This window comes from Inquilinus sp. YAF38 (genome assembly GCF_052113205.1).
Taxonomy (GTDB): domain Bacteria; phylum Pseudomonadota; class Alphaproteobacteria; order DSM-16000; family Inquilinaceae; genus Inquilinus.
Genome location: NZ_JBFRCU010000023.1, coordinates 20376 through 34062, shown reverse-complemented (window position 1 = coordinate 34062; position 13687 = coordinate 20376). Strand labels below are relative to the sequence as shown.

13 protein-coding genes are annotated in these 13687 nt (G+C 68.2%); 9 read left to right on the top strand and 4 right to left on the bottom strand.

Translation table 11 applies throughout. The features are described from left to right. The first annotated feature begins 304 nt into the window (after nt 1-304). From AB4Z01_RS12900 to AB4Z01_RS12870, 7 genes are all read left to right on the top strand, one after another. Complete coding sequence (locus tag AB4Z01_RS12900) at nt 305-1501, top strand: mandelate racemase/muconate lactonizing enzyme family protein (RefSeq protein WP_441694180.1); 1197 nt, start codon at nt 305-307, stop codon at nt 1499-1501. A 144-nt stretch (nt 1502-1645) separates the two neighbouring features. Next, nucleotides 1646-3151, top strand: coding sequence for an ABC transporter substrate-binding protein (locus AB4Z01_RS12895; RefSeq protein ID WP_441694179.1), 1506 nt, complete (start codon nt 1646-1648; stop codon nt 3149-3151). A gap of 77 nt (nt 3152-3228) precedes the next feature. Next, entirely contained in the window at nt 3229-4176 is a 948-nt protein-coding gene (locus AB4Z01_RS12890; RefSeq protein WP_441694258.1) for a carbohydrate ABC transporter permease, read from the top strand. Next, a complete protein-coding gene (locus AB4Z01_RS12885; protein WP_441694177.1) occupies nt 4173-5063 on the top strand; it encodes a carbohydrate ABC transporter permease in 891 nt (296 codons plus the stop codon). The genes AB4Z01_RS12890 and AB4Z01_RS12885 overlap by 4 nt, the downstream gene beginning before the upstream one ends. A 15-nt stretch (nt 5064-5078) precedes the next feature. After that, the gene (locus tag AB4Z01_RS12880) at nt 5079-6170 is read left to right on the top strand and encodes an ABC transporter ATP-binding protein (protein WP_441694175.1); all 1092 of its coding nucleotides are present in this window, start codon (nt 5079-5081) and stop codon (nt 6168-6170) included. A gap of 46 nt (nt 6171-6216) precedes the next feature. Continuing rightward, nucleotides 6217-7389, top strand: coding sequence for a mandelate racemase/muconate lactonizing enzyme family protein (locus AB4Z01_RS12875; RefSeq protein WP_441694172.1), 1173 nt, complete (start codon nt 6217-6219; stop codon nt 7387-7389). A 151-nt stretch (nt 7390-7540) separates the two neighbouring features. After that, nucleotides 7541-8284, top strand: coding sequence for a ribonuclease activity regulator RraA (locus tag AB4Z01_RS12870; protein ID WP_441694170.1), 744 nt, complete (start codon nt 7541-7543; stop codon nt 8282-8284). A 19-nt stretch (nt 8285-8303) separates the two neighbouring features. Here the strand turns inward: AB4Z01_RS12870 and AB4Z01_RS12865 are convergent, their stop codons facing one another. Continuing rightward, nucleotides 8304-9200 carry an SDR family oxidoreductase gene (locus AB4Z01_RS12865; protein ID WP_441694167.1) on the bottom strand — a complete coding sequence of 299 codons (897 nt, stop codon included), beginning with the start codon at nt 9198-9200 and terminating at the stop codon, nt 8304-8306. Between the two features lie 121 nt (nt 9201-9321). On the opposite strand from AB4Z01_RS12865, the gene AB4Z01_RS12860 reads away from it, so the two are divergent. Together AB4Z01_RS12860 and AB4Z01_RS12855 are read left to right on the top strand one after the other, a co-directional pair. Beyond that, nucleotides 9322-10305 (top strand): AraC family transcriptional regulator, encoded by a 984-nt coding sequence (locus AB4Z01_RS12860; protein WP_441694164.1) that lies wholly within the window; start codon nt 9322-9324, stop codon nt 10303-10305. Nucleotides 10306-10346: 41 nt separating this feature from the next. After that, complete coding sequence (locus tag AB4Z01_RS12855; protein ID WP_441694161.1) at nt 10347-10871, top strand: AAA family ATPase; 525 nt, start codon at nt 10347-10349, stop codon at nt 10869-10871. Here the strand turns inward: AB4Z01_RS12855 and AB4Z01_RS12850 are convergent, their stop codons facing one another. The 3 genes from AB4Z01_RS12850 to AB4Z01_RS12840 are packed head-to-tail and all read right to left on the bottom strand — an operon-like array spanning nt 10872 to nt 13618. After that, nucleotides 10872-11201: a TfoX/Sxy family protein gene (locus tag AB4Z01_RS12850; RefSeq protein ID WP_441694158.1), complete on the bottom strand. Its 330-nt coding sequence runs from the start codon at nt 11199-11201 to the stop codon at nt 10872-10874. A 15-nt stretch (nt 11202-11216) separates the two neighbouring features. Continuing rightward, the gene (locus AB4Z01_RS12845; RefSeq protein WP_441694155.1) at nt 11217-12092 is read right to left on the bottom strand and encodes a FadR/GntR family transcriptional regulator; all 876 of its coding nucleotides are present in this window, start codon (nt 12090-12092) and stop codon (nt 11217-11219) included. Further along, on the bottom strand, nt 12059-13618 hold the full coding sequence (locus AB4Z01_RS12840) for a HEAT repeat domain-containing protein (protein WP_441694152.1): 1560 nt from the start codon (nt 13616-13618) through the stop codon (nt 12059-12061). Before AB4Z01_RS12840 ends, AB4Z01_RS12845 begins: the two co-directional genes overlap by 34 nt. Nucleotides 13619-13687 lie beyond the last annotated feature (69 nt).

Genomic DNA, 13687 nt, shown 5'->3' with positions numbered 1-13687 from the left:
TCTAATTGCCTCTCCCGCCTGGCGGGAGAGGTCGGGCTCGCGTCAGCGAGACCGGGTGAGGGCTGGCCCGGGCCTCGACAAAGGACCCTCACCCGGAGCCGCTTCGCGTCTCCGACCTCTCCCGCAAGCGGGAGAGGCAACGCGAAACTGGCTCTCGCATTTTTTCGTACCTAACAAGTTGCAATGACTCTTGCCTGTGTTAGGCTCGGCCATCGACTGCCTAGATCGGACATAAAAAGGGCAGCGGAGGAAACAACCGGGTGGGCGGCGACGCCCGTCCCCACCGAGCGGGGCGCCCAGGACCATGAAGATCACCGATCTGAAATGTGCCGTGATCGGCAAGAACCCGATCGCGCGCATCGTCACCGACCAGGGCATCAGCGGCTATGGCGAGGTCGAATCCTACAAGCCCTATCTGAAGCCGCACATCCTGCATTTCCGCGACGCCCTGATCGGCGAGGACCCGACGCTGGTCGAGCGGACCATGACCCGGATCCGCCAGCGCGGCGCGTTCAAGCCTTGGGGGGCTGCAGTCAGCGCCATCGAGATGGCGCTGTGGGACGTCGCCGGCAAGGCGGCGGGCTTGCCGGTGCACAAGCTGCTGGGCGGCAAGGTGCGCGACCAGGTGCGGGTCTATAACGGCTCGCTGCGCGTGCCGATGGGCGGCTACTCGCCGGAGCACTACGCCGCCGACGCCAAGCGGCAGATGGCCCTGCCCGAGGGCTTCACCATGATCAAGCAGGGCATCGGCTTCCACAGCCCGATGAAGCGGGAGGTGCCCGGCTTCTACTATGGCGACCCGGGACAGAGCGTGTTCCACGGCGCGATGGATTCCGGACTGATCACCGAGCGCGGCCTGAAGCACATGGTCGACTGCGTCGCGGCGATGAAGGAAGTGCTGGGCGACAAGGTCGCGCTGGCGCTGGATTGTGGGCCGGGCTGGACCGTGCCGGACGCGATCCGCTTCGCCCGTGCAGTCGAGCCCTACAACCTGCTCTGGCTCGAGGACCTGCTCACCGGCGACTACGTGCCCTATGTCAACGCCGACGTGTATCGCGAGGTCACCCGCGCGACCTCGACCCCGATCCACACCGGCGAGCAGATCTATCTGCGCCAGAACTTCAAGGCGCTGATCGAGGGCCATGCGGTCAACGTGGTCGGCCCCGACCCCTGCGATGTCGGCGGCATCGCCGAGCTGAAATGGATCGCCGAATACGCCAACCTGCACGGCATCCTGATGGCGCCGCACGGCACCGGCAACGGGCTCCTGGGCCTGGCCGCGCTGGTCCAGGTCTCGGCCACGCTGCCGAACAACTTCATCGCTTTCGAGTACCCGAGCGGCAATCCGGCCTGGTGGTATGACATCGTCGATGGCCTGCCGAACCCGATCGTGCGGAACGGGCTGATCGAGGTCTGGGACCGGCCCGGCATGGGCGTCGAGATCAACCCCGAACGCGCCCGGCAATACCTGGCCGATGAAGACAGGGAATTCTTCGACTGAACGCCCGGTCGAGGAATGTTACTGACTAACAACATAACAAAAACCGCAACTTGTTGCGCAGAGAACCTTGACGCGTTTTGCCCCCGAAGCCTAGGCTGACCCGGAACTCGCAGACGACAAGCGAGGCCATTGGGAGGACCGCTCATGACCAAGCCTCATGCAGGTGACCTCTTTACCCATGCCGTCGACCGCAGGCGCTTCCTCGGCTATGCCGCCGGAGCCGGGGCGCTGGCCGCCGGGCTCGGCCCGCTCCGCGCCCTGGCGCAGGACACGGGCATCGACATCGCCAACTGGACGCCGGACTACATCAGCAGCATCGCCGGCACGATCGAGGTCGACACCGCGGCGGAATGCGCCAAGGTGGTGCCGCTCGACTACAAGGGCCGGCTGACCTACTGGTGGGTCGGGCCGAACGAGGCGTCGCCCCGGATCGATCACGAGATCGACGCCCAGTTCTGGGAGGCCTTCGCCAAGACCTACCCGAACATCACGGTCGAGAAGCAGAACCTCGACTACAACCAGATGCTGAACAAGCTGCGCGCCGCGGCGCTGGGCAACGCCGCGCCGATGGCGGCGAAGCTGCCGATCCTGTGGGGCGTCGAATTCGCCGCCAAGGGCCAGCTGAGCGAGCTGTCGCCCGAGCTGGTCGGCCACCACACCGCCGATTTCTGGCCCGGCGCGATGAAGTCGGTGACCTGGAAGGACAAGACCTACGGGGTGCCGACCAACAACGAGACCATGGCGCTGATCTGGAACGCCGAGATCTTCAAGGAGGCCGGGCTCGACCCCGAGAGCCCGCCGGCGACCTGGGACGACCTGGTCGCCTATTCCAAGCAGATCAAGGACAAGACCGGCAAGAACGGCTACGGCCTGGTGGCCCGGCCGAATGCCGGCAACACACCGTTCCGCTACATGCCGCAATGCTGGGCCTATGGCGGCGGCGCACTGGACGAGGCCGAGGCGAGCCCGACCTACCAGAACGTCTACATCAACAATGACGGCTCCAAGGCCGCGCTGCAGGCGTCCTACGACATGTATGTCCGGGACAAGTCGGTGCCGACCTCGGCCCTGACCAACACCCAGACCGAGAACCAGGACCCGTTCATCTCCGGCCAGCTGGCGATGATGATCAGCCACCCGCTGGAATACGCCACGATGCTCGACCGCGCCAAGAAGGCGACCGGCGCCGACAAGGCGGTGGCCGACGCGGTGGTGGCGAATATGCGTTACGGGCTGATCCCGAAGGGGCCGGCGCGGCGCGCCGTGGTGTTCGGCGGGTCCAACGCCCACATCTTCAACCCGGATGTGGTCGATGGCGGGCTGGACAAGGACGCCGCCCGCGCCTTCATCGCCTTCGCCACCGGGCCGGAATGGTCGACCAAGGTGGCCTGGGTCGGCTCCAACCCCGGCAACACCCGCGGCTTCCGCACCAAATGGATGAAGCAGCGGCTGGACGAGATCAAGTTCCTGAACGTCACCACCTCGATGCTGCCGAGCGGAATCCCGTTCCCGGTGATCCCGGAATCGGCGGAGATCATGAACATCATCGTCCCGAACATGATGCAGAACGCGCTGACCGGGAAGATGACCGTGGCCGAGGCGGCCGACGACGCCGCCAGCAAGATCAAGGACCTGCTGTCGGGCCTCTAGGCCCCGTCCCGCACCCGGCCGGTGCCTGAGGCGCCGGCCGGTCCCCTTCCGCCACAAGAGGAGAGCCGGGCGTGACCATGGCTGCCGCGCAGGACGATGCGCCCAGGGCGCGGGCGGCACCCCGCCGCCGCCTCGGGCTGATGCGACGCATCGCCCCCCACTGGGCGGACTATCTCTACATCCTGCCGGCCTTCGCGGTGATGCTGCTGGTGATCGGCTACCCGATCTACGACACAGTCTACCTGTCCTTCTTCAACACCCCGCCCAGCCTGGCGATGGCCGACAAGACCTACGTCGGCCTCGACAATTACAGCCGTATCCTGGGCAGCGACAGCTTCCGCGAAGTCACGGTCAACACCCTGATCTGGACGGTGTTCTCCACCTTATTCGCCTTCATCCTCGGGCTCGGCGCCGCGCTGTCGCTGAACACCTCCTTCATCGGCCGCGGCATGCTGCGCGGGCTGTTCCTGATTCCCTATGTGATCAGCGCGGTCGCTGCCTCCTATGTCTGGCGCTGGCTGTACCACAGCGATTTCGGCGTGATCGGGGCGCTGTCGGTGGCCTTCGGCATCACCGAGACGCCGATCAACTTCCTGGACAACGTCCACACCTCGCTGCCGTCGCTGATCGTGGTCAATGTCTGGAAGGAGTTCCCCTTCGCCATGATCATGCTGCTGGCCGGGCTGCAGACCGTGCCGGACGAGCTGCACCGCGCCGCCAAGGTCGACGGCGCCGGCATCTGGCAGCGCTTCTGGCACATCACCATGCCGCATCTGAAGGGGGTGACGATGGTGACCGTGCTGCTGCTGCTGGTCACCAACCTGAACGGCTTCACCATCCCCTGGATCATGACCGGGGGCGGCCCGGCCGGGTCGTCCGACATCTGGATCACCCAGATCTACCAGCTGGCCTTCGGCCGCATCCGCTTCGGCATTGCCTCGGCCTATTCGGTGATCCTGTTCGTGGTGATGATGGGCTTGGGCTGGTTCTACGTCCGGGCGCTGACCCAGGGCGAAAGGCCATGAGCGCCGTGACGCTTGAACGGCGGCCCGCCGCGAAGCGCCGCCGCGCCAAGACCGGCGGCTGGGGCGTGGCCCGCATCGTCTACCTGGTCCTGCTCGGCATCTTCACCGTGCTGCCGATGGCCTGGATGCTGCTGACCTCGGTGAAGACGCAGTTCGCCGCGCTGCAATACCCGCCGGAATGGATCCCGTCGAACCCGACGCTGGAGCAGTACACGCGGCTGCTGTCGCCGACCAACGAGGTCGGGCAGGAGTTCCTGCACTACCTGCTGAACAGCGTCATGGTGTCGACCGCGACCACGATCCTGGGCGTCGTCATCGCGGTGCCGGCGGCCTACGCCTTCTCGCGCTTCCGCTTCCCTGGCCGCAAGCTGCTGTTCTACGCGGTGCTGGTCCGGAACATGTTCCCGGCCGTGGTCTTCCTGATGCCGCTGTTCATCATGATGAAGTGGATGGGGCTGGTGAACACGGCCTGGTCGCTGATCCTGACGTACCTGACCTTCGGCCTGCCGCTGTCGATCTGGCTGCTGAAGGGCTTCTACGACAACATCCCGCCGCAGCTGGAGCAGGCGGCGCGGATCGACGGCGCCACCCGGTTCCAGGCCTTCATCTTCGTGGTCATGCCGCTGTCCACGCCCGGGATCATCGCCACCGCGATCTATTCCTTCGTCCTGGCGTGGAACGAATACGTCTATGCCCTGACCTTCATCAACGACAAGAGCAAGCTGACCCTGCCGGTCGGGCTGGAACGCTTCTTCACCGAATACGCGACCAACTGGCCCGGGCTGATGGCGGCGTCGTTCATCATGAGCGTGCCGGTCGTCGTGCTGTTCCTGGTCCTGCAGAAATACTTCGTCCGCGCCCTGACCGAGGGCGCGGTCAAGTCCTGACGAGAAGGGGAGCCGATGGCAGAGGTGGTCCTGCGGGACGTGGTCAAGCGGTATGGCGACCTGACGGTCGTCGACCATGTCTCGCTGACGGTCGGCGACGGCGAGTTCGTGGCCCTGGTCGGCCCGTCCGGCTGCGGCAAGACGACGACGCTGAACCTGGTGGCCGGGCTGATCGAGCTGAGCGACGGCGACATCCAGATCGGCGACCGGCTGGTCAACGACCTGGACCCCAAGGACCGGGACATCGCCATGGTGTTCCAGAACTATGCGCTGTACCCGAACAAGACGATCTTCAAGAACCTGGCCTTCCCGCTGAAGATGCGGAAGCTGCCGAACGCCGAGATCGAGACTAAGGTCCGGGCCGCCGCCAAGCTGCTGGACATCGAGCATCTGCTGGAGCGGCGGCCGCGCGAGCTGTCCGGCGGGCAGCAGCAGCGCGTGGCGCTGGGCCGGGCCCTGGTGCGCGACCCCCGCGTGTTCCTGATGGACGAGCCGCTGTCGAACCTGGACGCCAAGCTGCGCACCCAGATGCGGGCCGAGCTGAAGCGCTTCCACCAGGACCTGAAGGCGACGGTGATCTACGTCACCCACGACCAGATGGAAGCCGTCACCATGGCCGACAAGATGGCGGTGATGAGCGGCGGCGTGCTGCAGCAATACGACACGCCGGAGCAGGTGTTCGAGCACCCGGTCAACACCTTCGTCGCCGGCTTCGTCGGCAGCCCGGCGATGAACCTGGTGCGGGCCCGGGTGACTGGGAACGGCGCCGAGATCGAGAGCCCGGACGGCTGGCGCTATGCCCTGTCCGACGCCAATGCCCGCAAGGCCCGGGCGGCGACCGATGGCGAGATCGTGCTGGGCGCCCGGCACAGCACCATCCGGCTGCACCGCGAGGCGGTGCCGGGGGCGGTCGCCGGCCGGGTCTACACGGTCGAGCCGACCGGCGACATCACCTACGCCCATGTGCATCTGGGGTCGGCCCCGCTGGTGGTCAGCGTCACCCCCGACGTCAAGCTGGGGATCGACCAGCCGGTCTGGCTCGAATTCGACCAGCAGAAGCTGCACCTGTTCGACGGCAAGACCGGTCGCGCGCTGCCGGCAGCCTGACCAATCACCGGCCCCGGCAAGCGGGCCGGCTCTCGGAGGGAAACACGTGAAGATCACCAATCTGCGCACCGCCGTCATCGCGGGGAACTTCCCGTGGGTGCTGGTGAAGGTGGAGACCGATGCCGGCATCACCGGCCTGGGCGAAGCCTATTGGGGCGCCGGGGTGGCCGAGCTGGTGCACAAGGCCAAGCCGGTCATCATCGGCGAGGACCCGGTCAACATCGGCAAGATCGTCGAGATCCTGATCCGCTGCCTGTCCGGCGAGGGATCGCAGGCCGGCGCCACCGTGACCGCGATCAGCGGCATCGAGATCGCGCTGTGGGACCTGCTGGGCCGGGCGCTGCAGACCCCGATCTCCACCTTCTTCGGCGGCCGTTTCCGCGACAAGATCCGGATCTATGCCGACTGCCACGCCGGCGACACGCCGGAGCCGTCCTCCTACGCCGCCAAGGCGCGCGAGGTGGTGGCGGACGGCTTCAGCGCCATCAAGTTCGACCTCGACACCCGCAACCCCCACACCATCGACATCTCCGACGATCCGAACCCGCGCCGACAGTGGTTCGAGCCGTTCAACCGCACCATCGGGTCGCGCGAGATGGCCTGGATGGTCGACTTCGTCCGCGCCGTGCGCGAGGCGGTGGGGCCCGAGATCATGGTGGCGATGGACGCGCATTGGAAGTTCGGGGTGAACGACGCCATCAAGCTGGCGCAGGCGCTGGAGCCGTTCGACCTGCTGTGGCTGGAGGACCCGGTGCCGCCGGAGAACATCGAGGCGCAGCGCCATGTCACCCATTCGACCCGGACGCCGATCTGCACCGGCGAGAACCTGTACCGCAAGCACGGCTACCGCGAGCTGATCGAGAAGCAGGCGGCCCGGATCATCGCCCCGGACATCCCGAAGATGGGCGGGCTGGCCGAGGCCAAGAAGGTCGCCGACCATGCCGACCTGTATTACATTCCGATCGCGCCGCACAACGTGGCCAGCCCGATCGGCACCGTGGCCGGCGCCCATGTCTGCGCCGCCATGAACAACTTCCTGGTGATGGAATTCCACGCCCATGACGTGGCGTGGTGGAGCGACCTGGTCGATGGCGGCCCGCCGATCGTCGACGGCTTCATCCACCTGAACGACCGGCCGGGCCACGGCCTGACCCTGAACGAGGATGTGGCGCGGGCGCATCTGCAGCCAGGCACCAGCTATTTCGGCGACGAGCCTTAGCCGCCGCCATCCCCTCTCCTGTCATGCCCGGGCTTGACCCGGGCATCCAGAGACTGTCGAGACCCTCTGGATTGTCGGGTCAAGCCCGGCAATGACAATGGAGGGGATCCGGGCACAAAGCATTGATCTTCGAAGAGAAAGCAACCCCAGAATGATCGAGACCAGCGACATCAAGCGGCCGCCGGCGGAATGGTGCGCGGCGCTGCAGGCGATCGGCGCCGCCACGGCCAGCAGCACCCTGGCCCATATGGGCATCCGCAACACCCATATCGGCGGCCCGGTGGCCTGGACCAAGGGCAAGGCGATCGCCGGGCCGGCGCTGACGCTGCAGTTCATGCCGAAGCGCGAGGACCTCTATGGCGAAGACGAATACGCCGAGCCGGAGAAGCAGCTGCACCGGCACGTGCTGTATCACGCGCAGAAGGGCGACATCGTCGTCGTCGACGCCCGGGGCGACATGAAGAGCGGCGTGTTCGGCGACATGATGCTGACCTACTTCAAGGGCCGCGGCGGGCTGGGCGTGGTGATCGACGGCTGCATCCGCGACTATCCGAACACCGGGCGGCTGGACCTCGGCTTCTGGCTGCGCGGCGTGACCCCGAACTTCCACACCCAGACCGACTTGATGCCCTTCGGCGTCAACATCCCGATCGCCTGCGGCGGCGTGCTGGTGATGCCGGGCGACATCATCGTCGCCGACGACGACGGCGCCGTGGTGGTGCCGGTGGCGCTGGCGCCGGAGGTGATCGAGAAGGCGACCCACCACCATGAATGGGAGGAGTTCTCGCGCGAGCGCCTGTCCGAAGGCGGCGACCTGCGCCGCTACTACCCGTTGAGCGACGCCGCGCGGCCGGAATACGAGGACTGGCTGCGGAGCAAGGGCCGGGCGCCGTAGCACCCGCCCACACGTCCGGTCAGCCTGCGAAATAGGCCGGCCGATCGATATCGGCGATCAGCCCGGGCTGCTGCGGCTGCCAGCCCAGCATGGCCCGGGTCTGTTCGCTCGAGGTCGGGACGTCCATCCCGACGAACATCGCGAACCAGCCGAAATGCGCCGCCGCCTCGTCCGGGGACTTGCCAACCACCGGCACGCCCAGGCGATGGCCGATCACGCCGGCGATGTCCCGGAACGGCACGCCCTCCTCCGCGATCGCGTGATAGCGGGCCCCGGCGACGGGGCCGCGCTCCAGCGCCAGCCGGTAGACACGGGCGGCATCGAACCGGTGCACGGCGGGCCAGCGGTTCAGCCCCTCGCCGATCGTGACCGACACGCCCTTCTCTCGGGCCAGCTTGATCAGGATCGGGACGAAGGCGTGGTCGCCGTCGCCATGGACCGAAGGCGGCAGGCGCACCACGGCCGCGCGCACGCCCCGCGCCACCTGCTCGGCGGCCGTCGCCTCGGACATGCGGGGATAGGTGGCGGAGCTGGGAACCGGCCCATCCTCCTCGGTCCCGACCGGCCCCGCCGCCACCACCGCCGCACCGGAGGTGACCAGCAGCGGGCGGTCGGAGCCCGCGAGCACGGCGCCGAGCGCCTCAATGGCCCGGCGGTCGATCTCGCAATTCTCCCGGAACTTCGAGAAGTCATGGATGAAGGCGGTGTGGACCACGGCGTCCGCGGCAGCGGCGCCGCGGCGCAGGCTGTCGAGATCCTCGAGATCGCCGCGGTGCGGCTGGGCGCCCGCGGCGAGAAGGGCTTCCGCACCCTCATCGGAGCGGGTGAGGCCGAGCACTTGGTGGCCCGCGCCGATCAGCTCGCCGACAACGGCCGAGCCGACGAAACCGGTGGCGCCGGTAACGAAGACACGCATCGCTCTGTCCTTGATGTGATGTCAGGGGCCGCCCTGCGGCACGACCGTGAGGATAGGCGGTTCGGAGGGACGATCTATGCTATGAAGTCCAGACTTTCTTCGCGATCGTCCGAGACCGCTCATGGATCCGCTGTCCGACGTGCTGTCCCTGCTGAAGCCGCGCAGCTACCGGTTCGGCGGCTTCGAGGCCGGCGGGGACTGGTCGATCCGCTTTCCCCGGCACGACGGGATCAAATGCTACACTATCGGGTCCGGCGAATGCTGGCTGGCGGTGGAGGGTGTCGATGCCTCGCCGGTGCAGCTACAGCGGGGCGACTGCTTCCTGCTGCCCTGGGGCCAGCCCTTCCGCCTGGCCAGCGACCTGGCGCTGACCCCCGTCGACGCCATGACGATCTTGCCCAGCCGGCGCAGCGGCGGCATCGCCCTGCTCAACGGCGGCGACCAGTTCTCCGTCCTCGGCGGGCACTTCATCCTCGACGGCAGCCACGCCCGCATGCTGCTGCGGGCGCTGCCGCCGATCGTCCATATCCGGTCCGAGCCGGACCGAGCGTCGCTGCGCTGGTGCATGGAGCGGATGGGGCAGGAGTTGCGCGAGCGGCAGCCGGGCGGCTTCCTGGTGGCGCAGCATCTGGCCTATATGATGCTGATCCAGGCGCTGCGGCTGCATCTGGCGGAAGGGCCGAAGGCCGGTGTCGGCTGGCTGTTTGCCCTGGCGGACCGGCGGATCGGCACGGCGATCACCGCCATGCACGACGACCCGGCGCAGCGCTGGACGCTGCAGGACCTGGCGGCGCGGTCCGGCATGTCGCGGTCGAGCTTCGCCCTGCGGTTCAAGGAGACTGTCGGCGAGGCCCCGCTGGAATACCTGACGCGCTGGCGCATGCTGCTGGCCGCGGACCGGCTGACGCATTCCGGCGATTCCGTCTCCGCCATCGCCCTCTCGCTCGGCTACGAATCCGAAAGCGCTTTCAGCACGGCGTTCAAGCGGGTGATGGGCTGCTCGCCGCGGCAGTATGGCCGCGGCCAGATTGTCTCCCATCTGCGGGGACGGGACGATGTGGCGATGAGCACAGACGACATCATGGCGCTCACCCGGGACGGCTGAGTGCCGCGACATCCCAGATCAAACGCGGACAAGGGTTCGAGATGAACCGTTTCGTCGTCATCTCCGGCTGCTCGGGCGGCGGCAAGTCGACGCTGCTGGCGGAGTTCGGCCGGCGCGGGCATGCGGTGGTCGAGGAGCCCGGGCGGCGCATCGTCAAGGAAGAGCTGGAGAGCGGCGGCCGGGCCCTGCCCTGGGTCGACGGGCCGGCCTTCGCCCGCCGCGCCATTGCCGTGGCGCTGGCCGACCGGACGGTGGCCGAGTGTCGGCCCGGCTGGGTGTTCTTCGACCGCAGCCTGGTCGACGCCGCCTCCGCGCTGCAGCACATGACCGGAGAGCCGGCGCTGGAGACGCTGGCCCGGCCGCATCCCTATCATCAGCGGGTGTTCCTGGCCCCGCCCTGGCCGGAGATCTACGGCACCGATCCGGAGCGGCGCCACGGCCTGGACGCTGCCATCACCGAGTATGAGCGGCTGCTGCAGGACTATCCGGTGCTGGGCTATGAGGTCGTGATCCTGCCGAAGGTGAGCGTGGCCGAACGCGCCGATTTCGTGCTGGGCACGCTGTAGCTATTTCGGCGGCAGGGTGCGGACGAAGGCGAGCGCGGCGTCGAGCAGCCGCCGGCGCAGCGCGTCGTCGCCATAGGCCGCGGCACCGGCCCGGATCCAGCCCGGCAAGGGACGGTCCTGCATGACCATCGTCGCGATGCCCGGCTGCTCGAGCGCCCAGCCGTCATTCCCCTTGCCGAGGCGCACCAGCATGCTGTCGACCCTGGCGCCGCACAGCAGGTTGCCGTGCAGCAGCCAGGCCAGGCCGCCGAACATCCGCTTCTCGTCCAGGCCGGGCTCGGCGCCCAGCGCCTCCCGCACCAGCTCCTCCAGCCCCGGATCGCGCGCCATGCGGCCCTCCCCGTTTCAGTCCGGCGCCGCCACCTTCTCGGCGATGCCGCGGTTGCGGGTCAGCATCGCCATCACCGCGTCTCGCGCCCTCCGTGGGTCGCGGCCGCGGATGCCTTCGGCGATCGCCATATGATAGTCGGCCGAGGGGCTGTAGGCATATTCCGCCGCGATGCCGTGCGCCGAGACCAGGAACTGCACCCGCAGCAGCACGTCGAGCGGCCGGGCGAAGCCGGACAGCAGCCGGTTGTGCGAGGCGTTCAGCACCGCCAGGTGGAAGGCGACGTCGGTGTCGAGCACCTGCGGCATGGTCTCCACCGCCAGCCTTGCGGCCAGGGCGACGATCGCCTCCGCCTCCTCATCCGAGGCGCGCAGGGCCGCCAGCTCGGCCGCCTGCGGCTCGACGATCTCGCGCAGCTCGGAGATCTCGACCAGGAAGCGGCCGATGCCGTCCGGCTCGCGCAGGTGCCAGGCCAGCACGTCGGGGTCGAGGATCGACCATTCCTCGCGCGGCCGGATGCGGGAGCCGTAGCGCCTGGCGGTGCGGATCAGCCCCTTGCCGGCCAAGACCTTGATCGCCTCGCGCATGGCGTTGCGGCCGACCGCGTGTTCGGCGGCCAGCTCGGTCTCGGTCGGCAGCGGCCGGTCGGCGGCATAGCGGCCGGCGACGATGGCGCGGCCCAGCGTCTGCACCGTCTGGCGCACCGCGCCGCCCGCGAGCGAGCGGCCGGAGGCGCCGGACAGGGTCCGTTCCAGCAGCGCGGCCAGCGCTTCCGGATCCTGGGCTGCCGAATCCTGGACTGAATGTCCGCTGGTGGGGGAGTGCCGCCGATCCGCCAATGCCGCGCCGTTGAAACAGGTCAGAAAATGCTCGCCGACGTCGTCATCGGACACCAGCGGGAGAGTTTCAGATAGGGTAGCAGCACCTGGTATGCGGCGTCATCCCCGATGCGGGACAGCGCCTCGACCGCATAGCCGCGGACATAGCGGTTCTCGTCCTTGGTCAGCACCCGCCCCAGCGCCGGCACCGCCGCAGCGGCCGCCTGCCCCATCCGCGCCAGGCCGAGCACCGCGTCGAAGCGAACCTCCGCATCGACATCGTCCAAGGCCTGGGCGAGCGCGGCGACGATCAAGTCGTCGGCCGGCTTCAGCCCCAGCGCCTCGACCGCGGCGATGCGCAGATGCGGGTCGGGATCGCCGGCAGCGGCGATCAGAGCGTTACGCACCTCCAGCCCGGTGCCGGCGATCTCGCCGAGGGCGAAGGCGGCGAATTTGCGCGACCGGCCGGCGCCGCTTCGCAGCAGGCGCAGCAGCTCCGGCACCGCGGGCGCCCCGACCTCGACCAGACCATAGATGGACGACAGGGCGATGCAGTCCTTCGGCGTCAGCCGGCCGGAATCGCTCTTGTTCGAACCGTCCTCCGGATCGCGGCGGGTGTCGGCCTCGACCCGCTGCAGCAGCGCCGGCAGCGCCGCCTCGCCGATCGCGCCCAGGGCATAGGCGGCGTCGAGCTGCAGCGCCTCGTCGTCACCGTCGAGATGCGGCAGCAGCGCCGGCACCAACCCCGAGGCGGCGAGGCCGAGATCGGAGATGGTCGACATCGCGGCGGCTGCTTCCGCCGGCGTGCCGGCCAGAGCCGCGCGCAGGGCGTCGGGATCGGCCGTGCCGCCGGCCGGAGTGCCGCCGGTCAGCCAGCGCCAATGCGCCTTCCAGGCCGCCTCCATGGCGAAGGACGGGACCTGTTCCGGCGCCCGCCAGGCCGGGTCGCCGTGCGGCCAGGCCGGCGCTGTGACCGGGGACATGCGGATGAACTCGAACTTCATCATGAACCGCTTGTCGGCGGTCAGGTTCTTCATCTTCCGGTGCCAGATGTCGTAGTGGATCATCAGCACCGATCCGGCCGGGCCGGAGCCGTTGCGCTCCAGCGCGTCCGGGTCCTGGATTCCGGCGGCGAGCAGGTGGCTGCCCGGCACCACCCCGGTCGGCCCCAGCTCGGCCGGCGTGTCCTGCGGGTAGTACATGATCATGACCCAGCGCGGCCGGTGGTTCCGCACCCGTCGCATGTAGCCCCAGTAGCTGTCCTTGTGCCATTGCTGGATCGGCGAGCCGGGCGGGTTCTTATGCAGCGCCCGGTGCGGGTGCATGATGTAGTCCGGCCCCAGCACGCTGGTCAGGGCGCCCTTCACCACCGGGTCCTCGAACACGGCATTGATCTCCGGCACCAGCGGCAGCAGGTTGTTGCCCGGGTTCTCATGCCGGTCGGCGCCGATCAGGTCGTCGAAGCGCTGGAAGACCTGGTCGTGGAACGACTTCGGCAGCGCCGTCTGCAGCACCAGATAGCCGTTTGCCAGGAATTGCCGGATCTGCGCGTCGGTGAGGAGGCGCGGCGCCTCGGCCTGCGCCGGAACATGCATGTCCATGGTCGTTTCCCTTCCCACGTCGTTGCTGGCCTGATAATGCGACTCTAGATGGGATTTAGCAATAGAGGC